General features: G+C 69.0%; 11 protein-coding genes. 7 read left to right on the top strand and 4 right to left on the bottom strand.

All coding sequences use genetic code 11. The features are described from left to right. Positions 1-48: 48 nt before the first annotated feature. Both C1877_RS11490 and C1877_RS11485 read left to right on the top strand, forming a co-directional pair. Positions 49-402, top strand: coding sequence for a histidine triad nucleotide-binding protein (locus C1877_RS11490; RefSeq protein ID WP_015538813.1), 354 nt, complete (start codon positions 49-51; stop codon positions 400-402). Between the two features lie 227 nt (positions 403-629). Next, on the top strand, positions 630-1,871 hold the full coding sequence (locus C1877_RS11485) for an acetate/propionate family kinase (RefSeq protein ID WP_049783982.1): 1,242 nt from the start codon (positions 630-632) through the stop codon (positions 1,869-1,871). 154 nt (positions 1,872-2,025) lie between these two features. Here the strand turns inward: C1877_RS11485 and pta are convergent, their stop codons facing one another. Then, a complete protein-coding gene (gene pta, locus C1877_RS11480; RefSeq protein ID WP_114569230.1) occupies positions 2,026-3,024 on the bottom strand; it encodes a phosphate acetyltransferase in 999 nt (332 codons plus the stop codon). Positions 3,025-3,211: 187 nt separating this feature from the next. On the opposite strand from pta, the gene glf reads away from it, so the two are divergent. Both glf and C1877_RS11470 read left to right on the top strand, forming a co-directional pair. Beyond that, entirely contained in the window at positions 3,212-4,426 is a 1,215-nt protein-coding gene (gene glf, locus C1877_RS11475; protein WP_114569229.1) for a UDP-galactopyranose mutase, read from the top strand. A gap of 4 nt (positions 4,427-4,430) precedes the next feature. After that, positions 4,431-5,453 carry a glycosyltransferase family 2 protein gene (locus C1877_RS11470; protein ID WP_041238820.1) on the top strand — a complete coding sequence of 341 codons (1,023 nt, stop codon included), beginning with the start codon at positions 4,431-4,433 and terminating at the stop codon, positions 5,451-5,453. A 140-nt stretch (positions 5,454-5,593) separates the two neighbouring features. Here the strand turns inward: C1877_RS11470 and C1877_RS15505 are convergent, their stop codons facing one another. Both C1877_RS15505 and C1877_RS11460 read right to left on the bottom strand, forming a co-directional pair. After that, positions 5,594-5,932, bottom strand: a complete 339-nt coding sequence (locus C1877_RS15505; RefSeq protein ID WP_015538811.1) for a hypothetical protein — start codon at positions 5,930-5,932, stop codon at positions 5,594-5,596. 135 nt (positions 5,933-6,067) lie between these two features. Beyond that, positions 6,068-7,783: an OPT/YSL family transporter gene (locus tag C1877_RS11460; protein ID WP_114569228.1), complete on the bottom strand. Its 1,716-nt coding sequence runs from the start codon at positions 7,781-7,783 to the stop codon at positions 6,068-6,070. A 179-nt stretch (positions 7,784-7,962) separates the two neighbouring features. Here C1877_RS11460 and C1877_RS15770 point away from each other — a divergent pair, with 179 nt between their 5' ends. Genes C1877_RS15770 through C1877_RS11445 form a run of 3 tightly spaced genes read left to right on the top strand, consistent with a single transcriptional unit; the run spans position 7,963 to position 10,822 of the window. Beyond that, a complete protein-coding gene (locus tag C1877_RS15770) occupies positions 7,963-8,817 on the top strand; it encodes a type III pantothenate kinase (protein WP_154270979.1) in 855 nt (284 codons plus the stop codon). Between the two features lie 5 nt (positions 8,818-8,822). Further along, a complete protein-coding gene (murB, locus tag C1877_RS11450; protein WP_244909853.1) occupies positions 8,823-9,767 on the top strand; it encodes a UDP-N-acetylmuramate dehydrogenase in 945 nt (314 codons plus the stop codon). After that, positions 9,764-10,822 (top strand): nucleoid-associated protein, encoded by a 1,059-nt coding sequence (locus C1877_RS11445; RefSeq protein ID WP_015538810.1) that lies wholly within the window; start codon positions 9,764-9,766, stop codon positions 10,820-10,822. Before murB ends, C1877_RS11445 begins: the two co-directional genes overlap by 4 nt. A gap of 53 nt (positions 10,823-10,875) precedes the next feature. On the opposite strand, the gene C1877_RS11440 is transcribed toward C1877_RS11445, so the two are convergent. Next, on the bottom strand, positions 10,876-13,746 hold the full coding sequence (locus C1877_RS11440) for an ABC transporter permease (RefSeq protein WP_114569227.1): 2,871 nt from the start codon (positions 13,744-13,746) through the stop codon (positions 10,876-10,878).

Raw genomic sequence — 13,746 nt, 5'->3', positions numbered from 1 at the left:
TGACGCCGCCCCGACGGGGCGGCGCACGGAAAGGAAGGAGAGGGCGCCATGCGCAAGGAAGACTGCCTGTTCTGCAAGATAGTGGCGGGGGAGATCCCGTCGACGAAGGTGTACGAGGACGAGCGGGTGCTCGCGTTCGAGGACGTGAGCCCGCAGATGCCGGTGCACACGCTCATCGTGCCGAAGGACCACTACGACAACATCGGCGACGGCGTGCCGGACGAGGAGCTGGGCTACCTGTTCAACACGGTGCGCAAGGTTGCCGACATCAAGGGCATCGCCGAGAGCGGCTACCGCGTGATCGTGAACACGAACAATGACGCGCAGCAGTCGGTGCACCACCTGCACGTGCACGTGCTGGGCGGCGCCCCCATGAACTCGGGCGACCCTTCGCGGAAGTAGCTCTGCGGCAACGGGGCGTGACAGGGGGACGGGGATATTGTCACATTCACGTTCGTCTTGCCTGGTCGTGATGCGTCACGGAATGTGACAATATCCCCGTCCCCCTGTCACGCTTTTTCGGTGAGCGGCGCGCCGTTTGCCGAATGAACGGGCCGTATCCATTCAACGACCGCAGTGCTTCCCTAAACTAATTGTTTCAGGAATTGAGCCCAAAAGGAGGCAGGTCGTTGAACGTTCTCGTTATCAATGCAGGATCATCTTCCTTGAAGTACCAGCTGGTGAACGTGGAGCAGCACGAGCTGCTCGCGAAGGGCATCTGCGAGCGCGTGGGCTCGGCGGAGGCCTTCCACAAGCACGGCCTCGACAAGAACGAGGAGGTCATCGACGCCAAGATGTCCGACCACGACGACGCCATGGCGCTCGTCCTGGAATCGCTCACGTCGGGCCCGGCGAAGGCCATCGACTCGCTCGACGAGATCGACGCCGTGGGGCACCGCATCGTTCAGGGCGGCAAGTACTTCGACCGCTCGGTGCTCATCGACCAGGACGTCATCGACAAGATAGACGAGCTGGCCGAGCTCGCGCCGCTGCACAACGGTGCCGCCCTCATGGGCATCCACGCCTGCCAGAAGCACATGCCGGACGTGCCCATGGTGGCCGTGTTCGACACGTCGTTCTTCCAGACGCTGCCCCCGAAGGCCTACATGTACCCGCTGCCCTACGAGCTGTACGAGAAGTACGCCATCCGCAAGTACGGCGCGCACGGCACGAGCCACCGCTACATCTCCGAGCGCGCCGCCGCCGTGCTCGACGAGCCGATAGAGGACCTCAAGCTCATCACGTGCCACCTGGGCAACGGCTGCTCCATCAGCGCCATCGACCACGGCGTGGCCGTGGACACGTCCATGGGCCTCACGCCGCTCGATGGCCTCATGATGGGCACGCGCTGCGGCGCCATCGACCCGGCCATCGTGCCCTTCGTCATGGAGCACGAGAACCTGACCGGCGCCGAGATGAACGACCTCATGAACAAGAAGTCGGGCCTGCTGGGCATCTCGGGCATCTCGAACGACCTGCGCAGCGTGCGCGACGCCTCCGAGAAGGGCGACGAGCGCGCCATGCTCGCCTACGACATGTACTCGAACTCCGTGAAGAAGTACATCGGCCAGTACATCGCCGTCATGGGCGGCGTGGACGCCATCGTGCTCACGGCCGGCGTGGGCGAGAACTGCGAGAAGATGCGCCGCATGATCTTCACCGGCCTGCAGCCGCTCGGCATCATCCTCGACGAGGAGAAGAACCGCCAGCGCGGCTTCGAGCGCGAGATATCGGCCGACTCCTCGCAGGTGAAGATCATCATCATCCCCACGAACGAGGAGTACATGATCGCGCGCGACACCTACGACATCGTCCACGAGCAGATGCGCGTGGAAGGCACCGTGTTCGACGAGGAGCCGGTGCTGGTGTAGGGCGCTTTCTCCTGCGAGCCCAGAACCTGGAGCGGCCCCGCGCAACGCGCGGGGCCGCCTTGGTATGCCGTGCATGGCCGTCCGGGGGAGCAGGAAATCCCCTGCGCTCGGCCGCCCCCTTGCGCATAGGCGGGGGCGGCCTGCAGGCGCTTCGCTATTCGATGGCTTTCGCCTGGGCCTGCACGCAGGTGATGGCGATGACGCCCACGATGTCGTCGGCGGAGCAGCCGCGTGACAGGTCGTTCACCGGCGCGGCGATGCCCTGGGTGACGGGGCCGTACGCCTCGGCGCGGGCGAGGCGCTGCACGAGCTTGTAGCCGATGTTGCCGGCGTCCAGGTCGGGGAACACGAGCACGTTCGCGCGGCCGGCCACGGGGGAGCCGGGCGCCTTCGACGCGCCCACGGAGCCGATGATGGCCGCGTCGAGCTGCAGCTCGCCGTCCAACGCCAGGTCCGGCGCCAGCTCGCGTGCGATCTCGGTCGCCTCCACCACCTTGGCGGCGTCGGCGTTCTTGGCCGAGCCATGGGTCGAATGCGAGAGCAGCGCCACGCGGGCCTCCTCGCCCATGAGGGTCTCCCACGACTTCGCGGAGTTCACGGCGATGTGCGCCAGCCTCTCGCTGTCGGGCTGCACCTCCAGGCCGCAGTCGGAGAACAGGAACGTGCCGTTCGCGCCCAAGTCGCAGTCGGGCACGCACATGACGAAGAACGAGCTGACCAGCTTCACGCCGGGCGCGGTCTTGAGTATCTGCAGGCTCGGGCGCAGCACGTCGCCCGTGGCGTGGCAGGCGCCGGCCACCATGCCGTCGGCCAAGCCCTGCTTCACCATCATCACGCCGAAGTACAGCACGTCGTCCATGAGGGCCTCGGCCTGCTCGGGCGTCAGGCCCTTGTGGCGGCGCAGCTCGTAGAGGGCGGCGGCGAACTCGGCGCGCTCGGCGGCCGTGCGCACGTCCACGATGCGGGCGCCGTCCAGCGCGTAGGGGCTCGCCTCGATGGCCGCGGCATCGCCCAGGATGACGAGGTTCGCAACCCCTTCGGCCAAGATGCGCTCGGCCGCCTGCAGCGTGCGCTCGTCGTCGCCCTCGGGCAGCACGATCGTCTGCAGGTCGCCCTTGGCGCGAACCAGCATGGAATCAAGAAATGCACTCATCGGCACTATCCTTTCGCGTATATGATCGAAGCTCGCACGACGGAAGGCATGCGAAAAAAACGATGGTTGTATGATAGCGTGCCCGCGGGCTGGGTTTTTCGGTAAACTGGCTTCTCGGTGCAATATGCGCATACTTCGGGCCGGGAGAGGCCCTACCGCTGGTATAGAGACTAAAGGAAGGTGCCCCATGGGTGTGCAGTACTGCGATTTCAAGGACGTCGATATCGACGAGGTGGACGCCCTCGTAGTGGGAAGCGGGTTCGCGGGCGGCGTCATGGCGCGCGAGCTGGCCGAGCGCGGCGGCAAGCGCGTGCTCGTGGTGGAGAAGCGCCCGCACATCGGCGGCAACATGTACGACGAGGCCGACGAGGCCGGCATCCTCGTGCACCGCTACGGGCCGCACATCTTCCACACCAACGACGAGCGCGCCTTCGACTACGTGCGCCGCTTCACCGAATGGCGCGACTACCAGCACGAGGTGCTGGCCGACTGGTACGGCACCTACCTGCCCGTGCCGTTCAACAAGAACTCCATGGAGATCGCCTTCGGCGAGGAGAAGGCCGCGCGCCTCACGGAGAAGCTCGTGGACACGTTCGGCGACGAGCGCAAGGTGACCATCACCGAGCTGCGCGCCCAGGACGACCCGGAGCTCTCCGAGATCGCCGACTTCGTCTACAAGAACGTGTTCCTCTACTACACGCAGAAGCAATGGGGCCTCACGCCCGAGGAGGTTGACCCCTCCGTCACGGCGCGCGTGCCCGTGTTCGTGTCGCGCGACAACCGCTACTTCCAGGACGCCTTCCAGGGCATGCCGCTGCACGGCTACACCCCGCTGTTCGAGCGCATGCTCGACCACGAGAACATTCAGGTGTGCCTGGGCGTGGAGGCGGAGAGCGCGTTCGACCTGGAGTTCGAGAGCGACGACGAGGACGCTCCGCTGTCCGCCATCAACGTCAAGGACCGCCCGTTCACGGGGCCCATCGTCTACACCGGGCCGCTGGACGAGCTCTTCCTGTCGCGCTTCGGCCGCCTGCCGTACCGCAGCCTGGACTTCGTGTACGAGACGCACGACGCCGACCACGTGCTGCCCTGCGGCACGGTGAACTTCACCGTGACCGAGGACTACACGCGCATCACGGAGTTCAAGTACCTCACGGGCCAGGAGACCGACAAGACCACCATCATGAAGGAGTACAGCCACTCCTACGACGACCCCAAGACGCAGACGCCGTACTACGCCATCATCAACGACGAGAACGCCGCGCACTACGAGCGCTACCGCGCGCTGACGAAGTCGCTGCCGAACTTCCACCCGTTGGGCCGGTTGGCCGAGTACCGCTACTACAACATGGACGTCATCATCGGGCGCGCGCTGGCGCTGGCAGACGAGCTGGTGGGGTAGCGCCGTGAAGACCATCTCCTTCGCCGTGCCGTGCTACAACTCGGCCGATTACATGGACGCGTGCATCGAGTCCATCTTGAAGTGCGGCGACGACATAGAGATCATCATCGTGGACGACGGCTCGACGAAGGACGACACCGCCGCCAAGGCCGATGCGTGGGCGGAGCGGCACCCCGGCATCGTCAAGGCCGTGCACCAGGAGAACGGCGGGCACGGCCAGGCCGTGAACACGGGCCTGGCGAACGCCACGGGGCGCTACTTCAAGGTGGTGGATTCCGACGACTGGCTCGACGAGGCCGCCATGCGCGAGATCATGGCCTACCTGCGCCGCCAGAACGAGCTGGAGGACGCCACCGACCTCGTGATCGGCAACTACGTGTACGAGAAGGTGTCCGAGGGCTCGCGCACCGTCATGCACTACCGCAACGTGTTCCCCGAGGGACGCGAGTTCGGCTGGGACGAGGTGGGGCACTTCGGCCAGAGCCAGTACCTGCTCATGCACTCGGTGGTCTACCGCACCGAGCTTCTGCGCGACATGGGCCTGGAGCTGCCGAAGCACACGTTCTACGTGGACAACATCTTCGTGTACGTGCCGCTGCCGCACGTGCGCACCATCTACTACCGCGACGTGGACATGTACCGCTACTACATAGGCCGCGAGGACCAGAGCGTGAACGAGAGCGTCATGAAGGGCCGCATCGACCAGCAGCTGCGCGTCACGCGCCTCATGATCGACGCCGTGCAGCTGCCCGACGCCGTTCCCGAGAAGCGCCTGGAGCGCTACATGGAGAACTACCTGTCCATGATGATGTGCATCTGCTCCATCTTCCTGCGCATGATAGGCACCGACGAGGCCGAGGACAAGCGCGAGGGCATCTGGGACTACCTCAAGGAGAAGAACCCCGACGTCTACCGGCGCATCCGCCGCAGCGTGCTGAACATGGGCACGAACCTGCCCACCGAGCTGGGCCGCAAGATCGGCATCACCGGCTACCGCATGGCCCAGAAGATATTCAAGTTCAACTAGGTTCCGGCGGCTCGACGGCTGCCGGAACGAGCCAGCAGCGAGAAGCCCCCTCGTGCCGAATCTGCACGAGGGGGCTTCTCGCTGTCTTGCCACGCCAACCTCCGCACCCGTTTCGCTTCGTGCCCGATCCGCGCGCGACGCTACTTCCTGCGCACGAACTCGTAGAAGGCGAAGATGATGGACACCACGGTGAGCACGCACACGATGAGCTCCGCCATGTTGTTCGCGTAATCGGTCTGGTCGGGGTAGAGCGCGCCGACGACGAGGAAGCCTGTGCACCAGATGAGCCCGAGGGCGAGGACGGTGCCCGTGGCGAACCGCAAGAGGATGGAGCCCTTCTTCCACAGGCGCTGGTAGGCGGCCACCTGCTTGTCGGAATAGCTCCGCTTGCGGTGCAGGCGGTACTTCGCCGCGCCGGCGACGACGCCGAACACCGTGCCGGCGGACAGCGCCGCGCATAGGGTGATGATGAGCTCCATGGGAAAACCTCCGAGGGTCGGGCGGGGCGGGCGGTTGCGGGGTCGGCCGATGCGCGTCCCGCGCCGCGCCCGTCCTCGCCATGGTACCACGAAGCCGCCCTCCCCGGGCCGGCGCCTGCAGCGGGAGGGGCGTCCTTACGCCCCCAATCCGGCCGCGACGGCGGCCAGGGCTATGACCACGCCCACGACCGACTCGCCGCCCAGCAGGCCGCTTGCCACCACGAGCCCTGTCTCGTCCTGCGCCTTGAGCCGCGCGGCCGCCTCGTCGGGCGGCAGCTTCGCGCGGCGACGCGCGCACACGGCATCGTAGGCCATCTTCGCCATGGCGCCGAGGAACGCGGTGAGGGACATGTAGAACGGCAGGTAGATGCCCAGGCCCAGCATCATGGCCGGCGCGCCCAGCAGGTAGAGCGCGAAGCCGACGGCCAGGCCGACAAGGAACGCCGGCACCGAGGGGATGCCCGCCACCATGGTGGCCACGACGGATGCCTGCGCCGCGACGAACGTGCCCTGCAGGCCGAACGCGTCGGGCCCGTAGGCGGCCAGGAGCACTGCCATGACGGCCACGGCCACCACGGCGCCCAGCACGCCTCCCACGGCCTGCCCGATCCACTGCGCCCGCGGGTCCGTTCCCAGCACGTGCCCCGCCTTGAAGTCGTTCATGATGTCGCCCGCCAGGCCGCACGCCACAGCCACCACGCCGGCCACGAAGAACAGCTGCACCTGCGCCACGTCGGAGAGGGCGGCCACGGCCAAGAGCACGATGAGGCCGAAGATCTCCATGGGGTCGATGCCGGTCTGGCCCACGCTCTGCGCGCTCATGGCGCAGGTCACGAACGCGAGCAGCACCACGATGACGCTCGGCACCGCGCCGAGCCCCAGCGCGAAGCACGCGAGCAGCGCCACGGCGGCCACGGCCAGCGCCGCGAGTCCCGCGGTGAGGCGGCGGCGACGGCGGGCGCCCGGGGCCGCCGCCTCGTCGGCGGCGGTCGGCGAGGCGGCCTCAACGCGGGCCACGGCCACCGAGCCGCGCGTGTCCCTGACGAGCGAGACGGCCTTCGGCAGGATGTTCTTCGCGATGACGCCCACGCCGCAGCCCATCATAACGCCCATCCCCAGGCTCGATACGATGCCCTGCGCCGCGGCCACGTCCCAGAGCCCCGCCGCCGTGCCGCCCACGACGATGCCGAAGTTGCCGATGAGCGCCCCGGCGAACCATACGGCCACCGCGCCGGTGCCCACGAGAAAGCCCACGGCCAGGAGCATGGGGGAGAGGTACACCCCGAACGCCACGCCCGGCAGGGCCACGTTGCCGAACAGCAGGGAGGGGATGGCGCCCAACCCGTCCCGCAGCGCCGTGAACAGGCCCGCCAGCCCCATGGCGCCGAACAGCTTCTTGCCGGTGGAGCCGCCGGAGTCGCCCGCGACGAGCGTCTGCGCGGCCGCCTGGCCAATGGGGTACTCCAGCTCGGCGTCCTCGATGAAGTGCCGGCGCAGCAGGGCCGTGCACACGAGGCCCAGCACCACGCCCGCCAGCGCCACGGCCAGCATCTGGAACCAGTCGATCTCGGCGGCGTGCCCGAGCATCCAGGCGCCGGGGATGGTGAAAGCCAGCCCGCCCGCCACCATGGCGCCGGCCGACATGACCGTGTGCGTGACGTTCGCCTCGCTCAGGTTCGTGTGCCCGAGGGCTTTCAGGAAGAACAGGGAGATGATGGCGGCGAAGATGATGGGCCAGGGAAGCGCCCCCATCTTGAGGGCCGTGTAGGCCGATGCCGCGGTGATGATCGCGCAGCCGACGCACCCGATGGCGACGCCGCGCAGGGTCAGTTGCCCCTTCAAGGCTTGCATGTTCCGCTCCTTCTCGTATATCCGCTTCCCCTCTCTTCGGGAAGTCGGGTTACTGATGAGACGGGTACAGTATAATCGGGGCGAGCGACGGTGAACATCGTTAATTTCGCAGTATTGGGTAAAAAAGGCGCAGCGCGCGGTCCGACGGCCGCACGAGGCGCGGAAGGCGAGGCGACATCATGGGAACGGATGCGCGTGAGGCGGTCGGCGGCGAGCGGGCCGGCGGCCTGCTGGCGGTCGACGTGGGAAACACCGTCACGCGGCTGGGGCTGTTCGACGGCGGGGAGCTCGTGGCAACGTGGGAGGCCACCACGCCGGAGCGGTGCACGTCCGACGAGGCGCGCCTCGTGGTGACGGGCTTCCTCGATGCGCTCGCGCGCCGCAAAGGCGCCGGGAAGGGGGATGCGGCGCCCGCAGGCGGAGCGTGCCGGCCGGCCGACGCCATCCTCTCGTGCGTCGTGCCCGACCTCGTGGACGTGTGGGCCCGGGCCCTGCACGCGGAGTGCGGGCGCCGGGCGCTCGTGGTGGGCCCCGGCCTGAAGACGGGCATCAGGATGCGCTACCGCGACCCTGCCGAGGTGGGCCCCGACCGCGTGGCCGACCTGGCGGCGGCGCTTGCCGACTACGGCGGGCCGCTCGTGGTGGTGGACCTGGGCACGACGACGAACTTCGAGGTGCTGGACGCCGAGGGCACGTTCCTGGGCGGCATCATCGCGCCGGGGCTGGCGCTGGGCGCGAAGGCGCTCTCGCAGGCCGCCGCGCGCCTGCCGCGCGTGGAGCTGAAGGCGCCGACGTCGGTCATCGGCACGTCCACGCGCGAGGCCATGCAGGCCGGCGTGGTCATGGGCGAGGTTGCGCGCATCGACGGGCTGTTGGACCTGGTGCTGGCCGAGCTCGGCTGCGAGGCGCCGGTGGTGGTGACGGGCGCGGACGCGGACGCCATGGCGGCGCTCCTGCGCCACGGGGCACGTGCCGACCAGACGCTCACGCTGCGCGGCCTGCGCCGCCTCCACGAGCTGAACCGGCGGAGGTGAGCGCCGTGGTGGGCGAAGCGCTCTTGGAGCAGCTGCGCGGCATCGTGGGCGCGGCGGGCGTGCGCTGCGATGCGCCGCTGGCGGAGATGACGACGTTTCACATCGGCGGCCCGGCCGAGTGCTGCGTGGAGCCGCGGACCGAGGACGAGGTGCGCGCCGTGGCGGCGGCCTGCCGCCGGGCGGGCGCGCGCTTCCGGGTGCTGGGGCTGGGCAGCGACGTACTGGCGGCCGACGAGGGCGTGCGCGGCATCGTGGTGCGCCTGGCCGAGAACCTCGCGGCGCTCGAGGTGGACGGCGAGACGGTGCGCGTGCAGGCGGGGTGCGCGAACGCCGACGTCGCCCGCGCTGCGTGCGCGGCGGGGCTCGCGGGCTACGAGTTCGCCTCCGGCATCCCGGGCACGGTGGGAGGGGCCGCCATCATGAACGCGGGCGCCTACGGCGGCGAGTTCAAGGACGTGTGCACCTCGGTGCGCTGCCTGGCCCCCGACGGCAGCGTGGAGGACGTGGACGCCGAGCGGGCGGAATGGTCGTACCGGCACTCCATGATGGGCGCGGCAGGCTACGTAGTGCTGGCCGCCACGCTGGTCCTGCGCCGCGACGACGCGGCCGCCATCCAGGCGCGCATGGACGACTTGGCGCGCCGGCGCGCCGAGAAGCAGCCGCTCGAGCTGCCGAGCGCCGGCAGCACGTTCAAGCGCCCCGAAGGGTGCTTCGTGGGCCAGCTCGTGCAGGAGGCGGGCCTGCGCGGATACCGCGTGGGCGGCGCCCAGGTGTCGGAGAAGCACACGGGCTTCGTGGTGAACGCGGGCGGCGCGACGGCTGCCGACGTGCGGCGGCTCATCGCCGACGTGCAGGCGCGCGTGCGCGAGAGCGCGGGCGTGGAGCTCGTGCCCGAGGTGCGCCTGTGGGGGTTCGAGGAAATGGAAGAGAAAGAGGAAAGCCGTTCATGAAGATAAACCATGCCATCCTGCACGTCTTCGACTTCGTGTCGTGCGTGAACGTGTACGCCCAGGAGGAGCTGGACCTTGCCAGCAAGAACGCGAAGCGCTACGTGACGAGCCATGCAAAGAAGGCGCTCGGCAACATGGACAGCAAGCGCGGCGAGTTCGCCGAGGACAGCATGTTCGCCGAGGAGCTGCGCGCCTACTTCCGCGGGCAGCGCGGGTTCGTGGACCTGTCCGTCCAGGTGGCGGAGTTCATAGCCGGCGAGCTGGGGCGGATGGAGAAGAGCGAGTCGGCCGACCTCTTGGTGCTCGACTTCGAGGACGATCCCGATACCACGGTGCGCGCGATGGACGACGAGGAGGCCGTGGCCGCCTACGAGGCGCGCGGCAAGCGCTACTTCGCGTTCATGCTGCTGGAGAGCAAACAGGCCTATATGCACGAGGTGGGCTACGGCGAGAGCGGCGCGCAGCGCGTGGACGTGGCGCGCCACCACGCCATCCTGCCGAACCCCTCGCAGAAGGTGGCGTCGTTCGCGGTGGTGGAGTCCAAGACGCTCTCCGTGTCGTTCTGCGACAAGGAGCGCGAGATCGCGGGCGAGCGCCGCTGGCTCATCCCCGACGGCCTCTTGCAATGCTCGATGGAGGCGTCGAGCAAGGAGGTGTTCGACACGGTGGCGCGCCTGGTGGAGGAAGTGGCCGAGGAATACGGCGCCAACACGGCCGTGGCGGTGTCGAAGGCGAAGGCCTACGTGGCCGAGAACGCCGACGAGTCCGACGAGCTGGCCCCGTGGGACCTGGGCGAGGAGGTGTTCGAGGACGAGCCCCTGCAGAAGCGCTTCGAGGAGGCGCTTGCCGAGGAGGCCCTGCCCGAGCGCGTGGTGGTGGAGAAGAGCGTGGCCAAGCGCGTGGCGAAGAGCCACAAGATCCGCACCGACACGGGCATCGACATAACCTTCCCGGCCGAGTACGGCGAGAACCCCGACTTCATCGAGTTCGTGAGCGGCCCGAACGGCCTCATCAACATCGAGCTCAAAAACATCGGCCACATAGAGAACCGCTGAGGGAGGGAGCGCCCCGTCCTGCTCGAGCAGGACGGGGCGAGGAGCCTGCCCTTTTAGATCGCGTCGGCGCGCAGGGCCTCCACGATGCTGCCGGCGCGGGCGCGGACGAGCGCGTAGGCCACGCTCAGGGCGAGCACTGCCAGCACCATGCCCACCGCAGCGCCCACGTAGGCCCATGGCAGCGAGAACGCCAGGCCCTCGAACGCCAGCGACGTGGCCCGGTGGAGCGCCCAGGCCACGGCCGTGGCCGCCGCCAGGCCGATCACGAGGCCGCGCGCCGCGTAGCTCGCGCACTCGTAGGCGAGCATCCGGGCGAACGCGCGGTTGCCCATGCCCGCCGACTTCAGCACCGCGAACTCGCGGGTGCGCAGGATGATGCTGTTCGCCAGCGTGTTGAACACGTTCGCCACCGCGATGAGCGCCATGATGAGGGAGAAGCACATCACGAACAGCTGGATGGCCTGCGTCATCAGGCGGTTTTGGCGCGCGCTCTCCGCGAGGTCGCTCACGTACAGGGTGACGCCGTCGAGGCCCTGCGCGAGCGCCTCGAGCTCCTCGGCGGCCTTCGCGTGGTCGGCCGCCTTGAAGGAGAAGCTTGCGAACGAGTACGTGAACGGGCTGGCGAAGCGGTCGTCCGCAGGGGCGGCGGCCGCGCTCTCGGGAAGGACGAGCGCGGGGAACTGGCTGCTCGCGGCCAAGGCGTTCAGGACGCCGGGCTCGCCCTCGGTGAGCGCGCCCACGTCGAGGACGCGCTTCGCCGCCACCTCCTCGATCGGGAACGTCTCGATACGCTGGTTCGGGTCGTTCCCATCGGTATAGCTTGCAACGAGCTCTCCGTTCGGGCCTTCCCGCAATCCCATGAAGGCCAGGCCCTCGCGGCGATCCACCGTGTACAGCTCGATGCTTCCCGTGCCGGCGAAGGGCTCGGCCGAGACGTAGGTGCCGTCCGCGAGCGTTTCCTGGAACGTGTTCAGGCCGATGGCGCGCGGGTTGTCCGGATCGCAGAACGCCGCCTCGTCCTGGCCCAGCTCCGCCACGAGCGAGCGCCACGAGGCGTCGTCGAGGTAGAACAGCGCCAGGTATCCGAGGTAGTCCCCCTGCGCGTTGAAGCTCGGCGCGCTGTATGCGGCGCGCCGCTCGGCGTCGATGAGCTCGCGCGCCGCCCTCGCCTCGGGCGAGATCATGCCCGCAGGCACGACGGCCTCGGCCTGCCCCTGGCGCGTGGAGCCCAGGAACTCGACCCCCTCGACAGCGCGGGCCTGCTCGAGGAAGCGTTCGAGCTCCTGGGCGTAGGAGTGCAGATCGGCGGTCGACCCTTGCTCGTAGGAGTCCACGTGCGCCGACACCGTGACGTCCGCCTGGCCCGCCGCGCCGCCGCGCCCGACCCGGTCGGAGATGGGCGAGAGCGCGTCGGCCAGGCTGCCGGTGGCCACGATGAGCACCACGCTCACCGCGAGCGACGCCACGACGGTGCGCCCGCGGGAGGCGGAGCGCGAGAGGTTGCGGTGCGCCACGAAGCCGGGCACGCCGAAGAGCTTCCCGGCCGCGCCCATCCTCACCTGGGTCCCGGCGGGCGCGGCCGCCTTGCGGCGCGCGCGCTTCGAGAGGCGCACGTCCTGGGTCTGGCGGATGGCGTCGACGGCCGACACGCGGGCCGCGCGCAGGGCCGGCACCCAGGCGCTCGCCACGAGCGTGGCCAGCGAGAGCGCCGCCGCGGCGGCCAGCACGGCGGCGTCCACGTGCACGGGCACGCCGCCTCCGGTGCCCACGAGCGAGGTGAACGCCTCTTGCGACAGGGCGAACGCGCCGACCGTGCCGGCAACGCCCAGCACGAGCCCCAGCGGCACGCCCACGGCGCCCAGCACGAGCGCCTCGGCGAGCACCGTGCGCCGCAGCTGCCGCCTCGACGCGCCGAGCGAGGCCAAGAGCCCGAACTGCCGCGTGCGCTCCGCCACCGAGATGGCGAAGGCGTTGTAGATAAGCGACACCGACGCCACCACGATCACCGCGGCGAGCACGATGGCCACCATCCAAAGCGTGCCCCAGATGGGCCGGCCATCGGAGATGCCCAGGTAGGGGAACAAGGTCCGGTGGTACAGGGTCGTGTCCGCATCGGCGAGCCCCGTCGCCTCCTCGAAGAACGCGTGCATCTCGTCGACGCTGCCGATGCCCCGCGTCACCACGTACGCGCCCATCGTCGCATCGTCCGCGCCTGCGCCGATGCCCGCAGGGGAGCCGGCGGCGTTGATCGCGACCGAGGAGTACGTGGCCACCGCGTAGTTGTTCGCTAGGAAGGGCGGCTGGCGCTCGTAGAACCCGGTCACGACGAGCGTGCGCGGGCGCGGGTCCTCGATGGACTCCTCGCCGTCGGGACCGGCGGTGCGCACGCCCAGGTCGGCCGTCACCGACGAGCCCACGGCGATCGGGCCGTCCGAGCGCACGCCGCCGCTGCCGTCGGCGCCGAGCGTCTCGCCCTTGAGGTAGTCGGGCAGGATGACCTCGTCCGCGGTCTGCGGCATGCCGCCCTCCACGAGCTCGGGCATGAGCGCGTACGGCGCGCCCATCGGCTCGTCCGACCCCTTAGCCACGGTGGGCATGCTCTTCAGCGTGAGGAAGTCGCCCAGGTTGCGCGCATCCTCCTCCGAGAGCGCCGCCGTGCCGCCCTTCGTGAACGTCATGAGGTCGCTCACCTGGTCGCTGTCCGCAAGCGCGTCGACGGCGGTCGCGGACAGCTCCGAGGAGAACACGTGCCACGACCCCTCGGTGGCCATGGTGCGCTCCATAAGCGCCGCCTGCATGCTGCCCACGCTCGTGAGCACGGCGGCCAGAAGCGCGGTGGAGAGCGCTATGCCCACCACGGTGACGGCGGTGCGCACGCGGTTTTTCGCGAGCGACCGCAGCGTGAAGCGCGTGAAGATGCCCAT

It is taken from the genome of Gordonibacter pamelaeae (assembly GCF_003340385.1).
In the GTDB taxonomy this organism is placed as follows: domain Bacteria; phylum Actinomycetota; class Coriobacteriia; order Coriobacteriales; family Eggerthellaceae; genus Gordonibacter; species Gordonibacter pamelaeae.
Note: the sequence above shows the minus strand (reverse complement) of the source record. Positions and strands in the feature narration are given on the sequence as shown.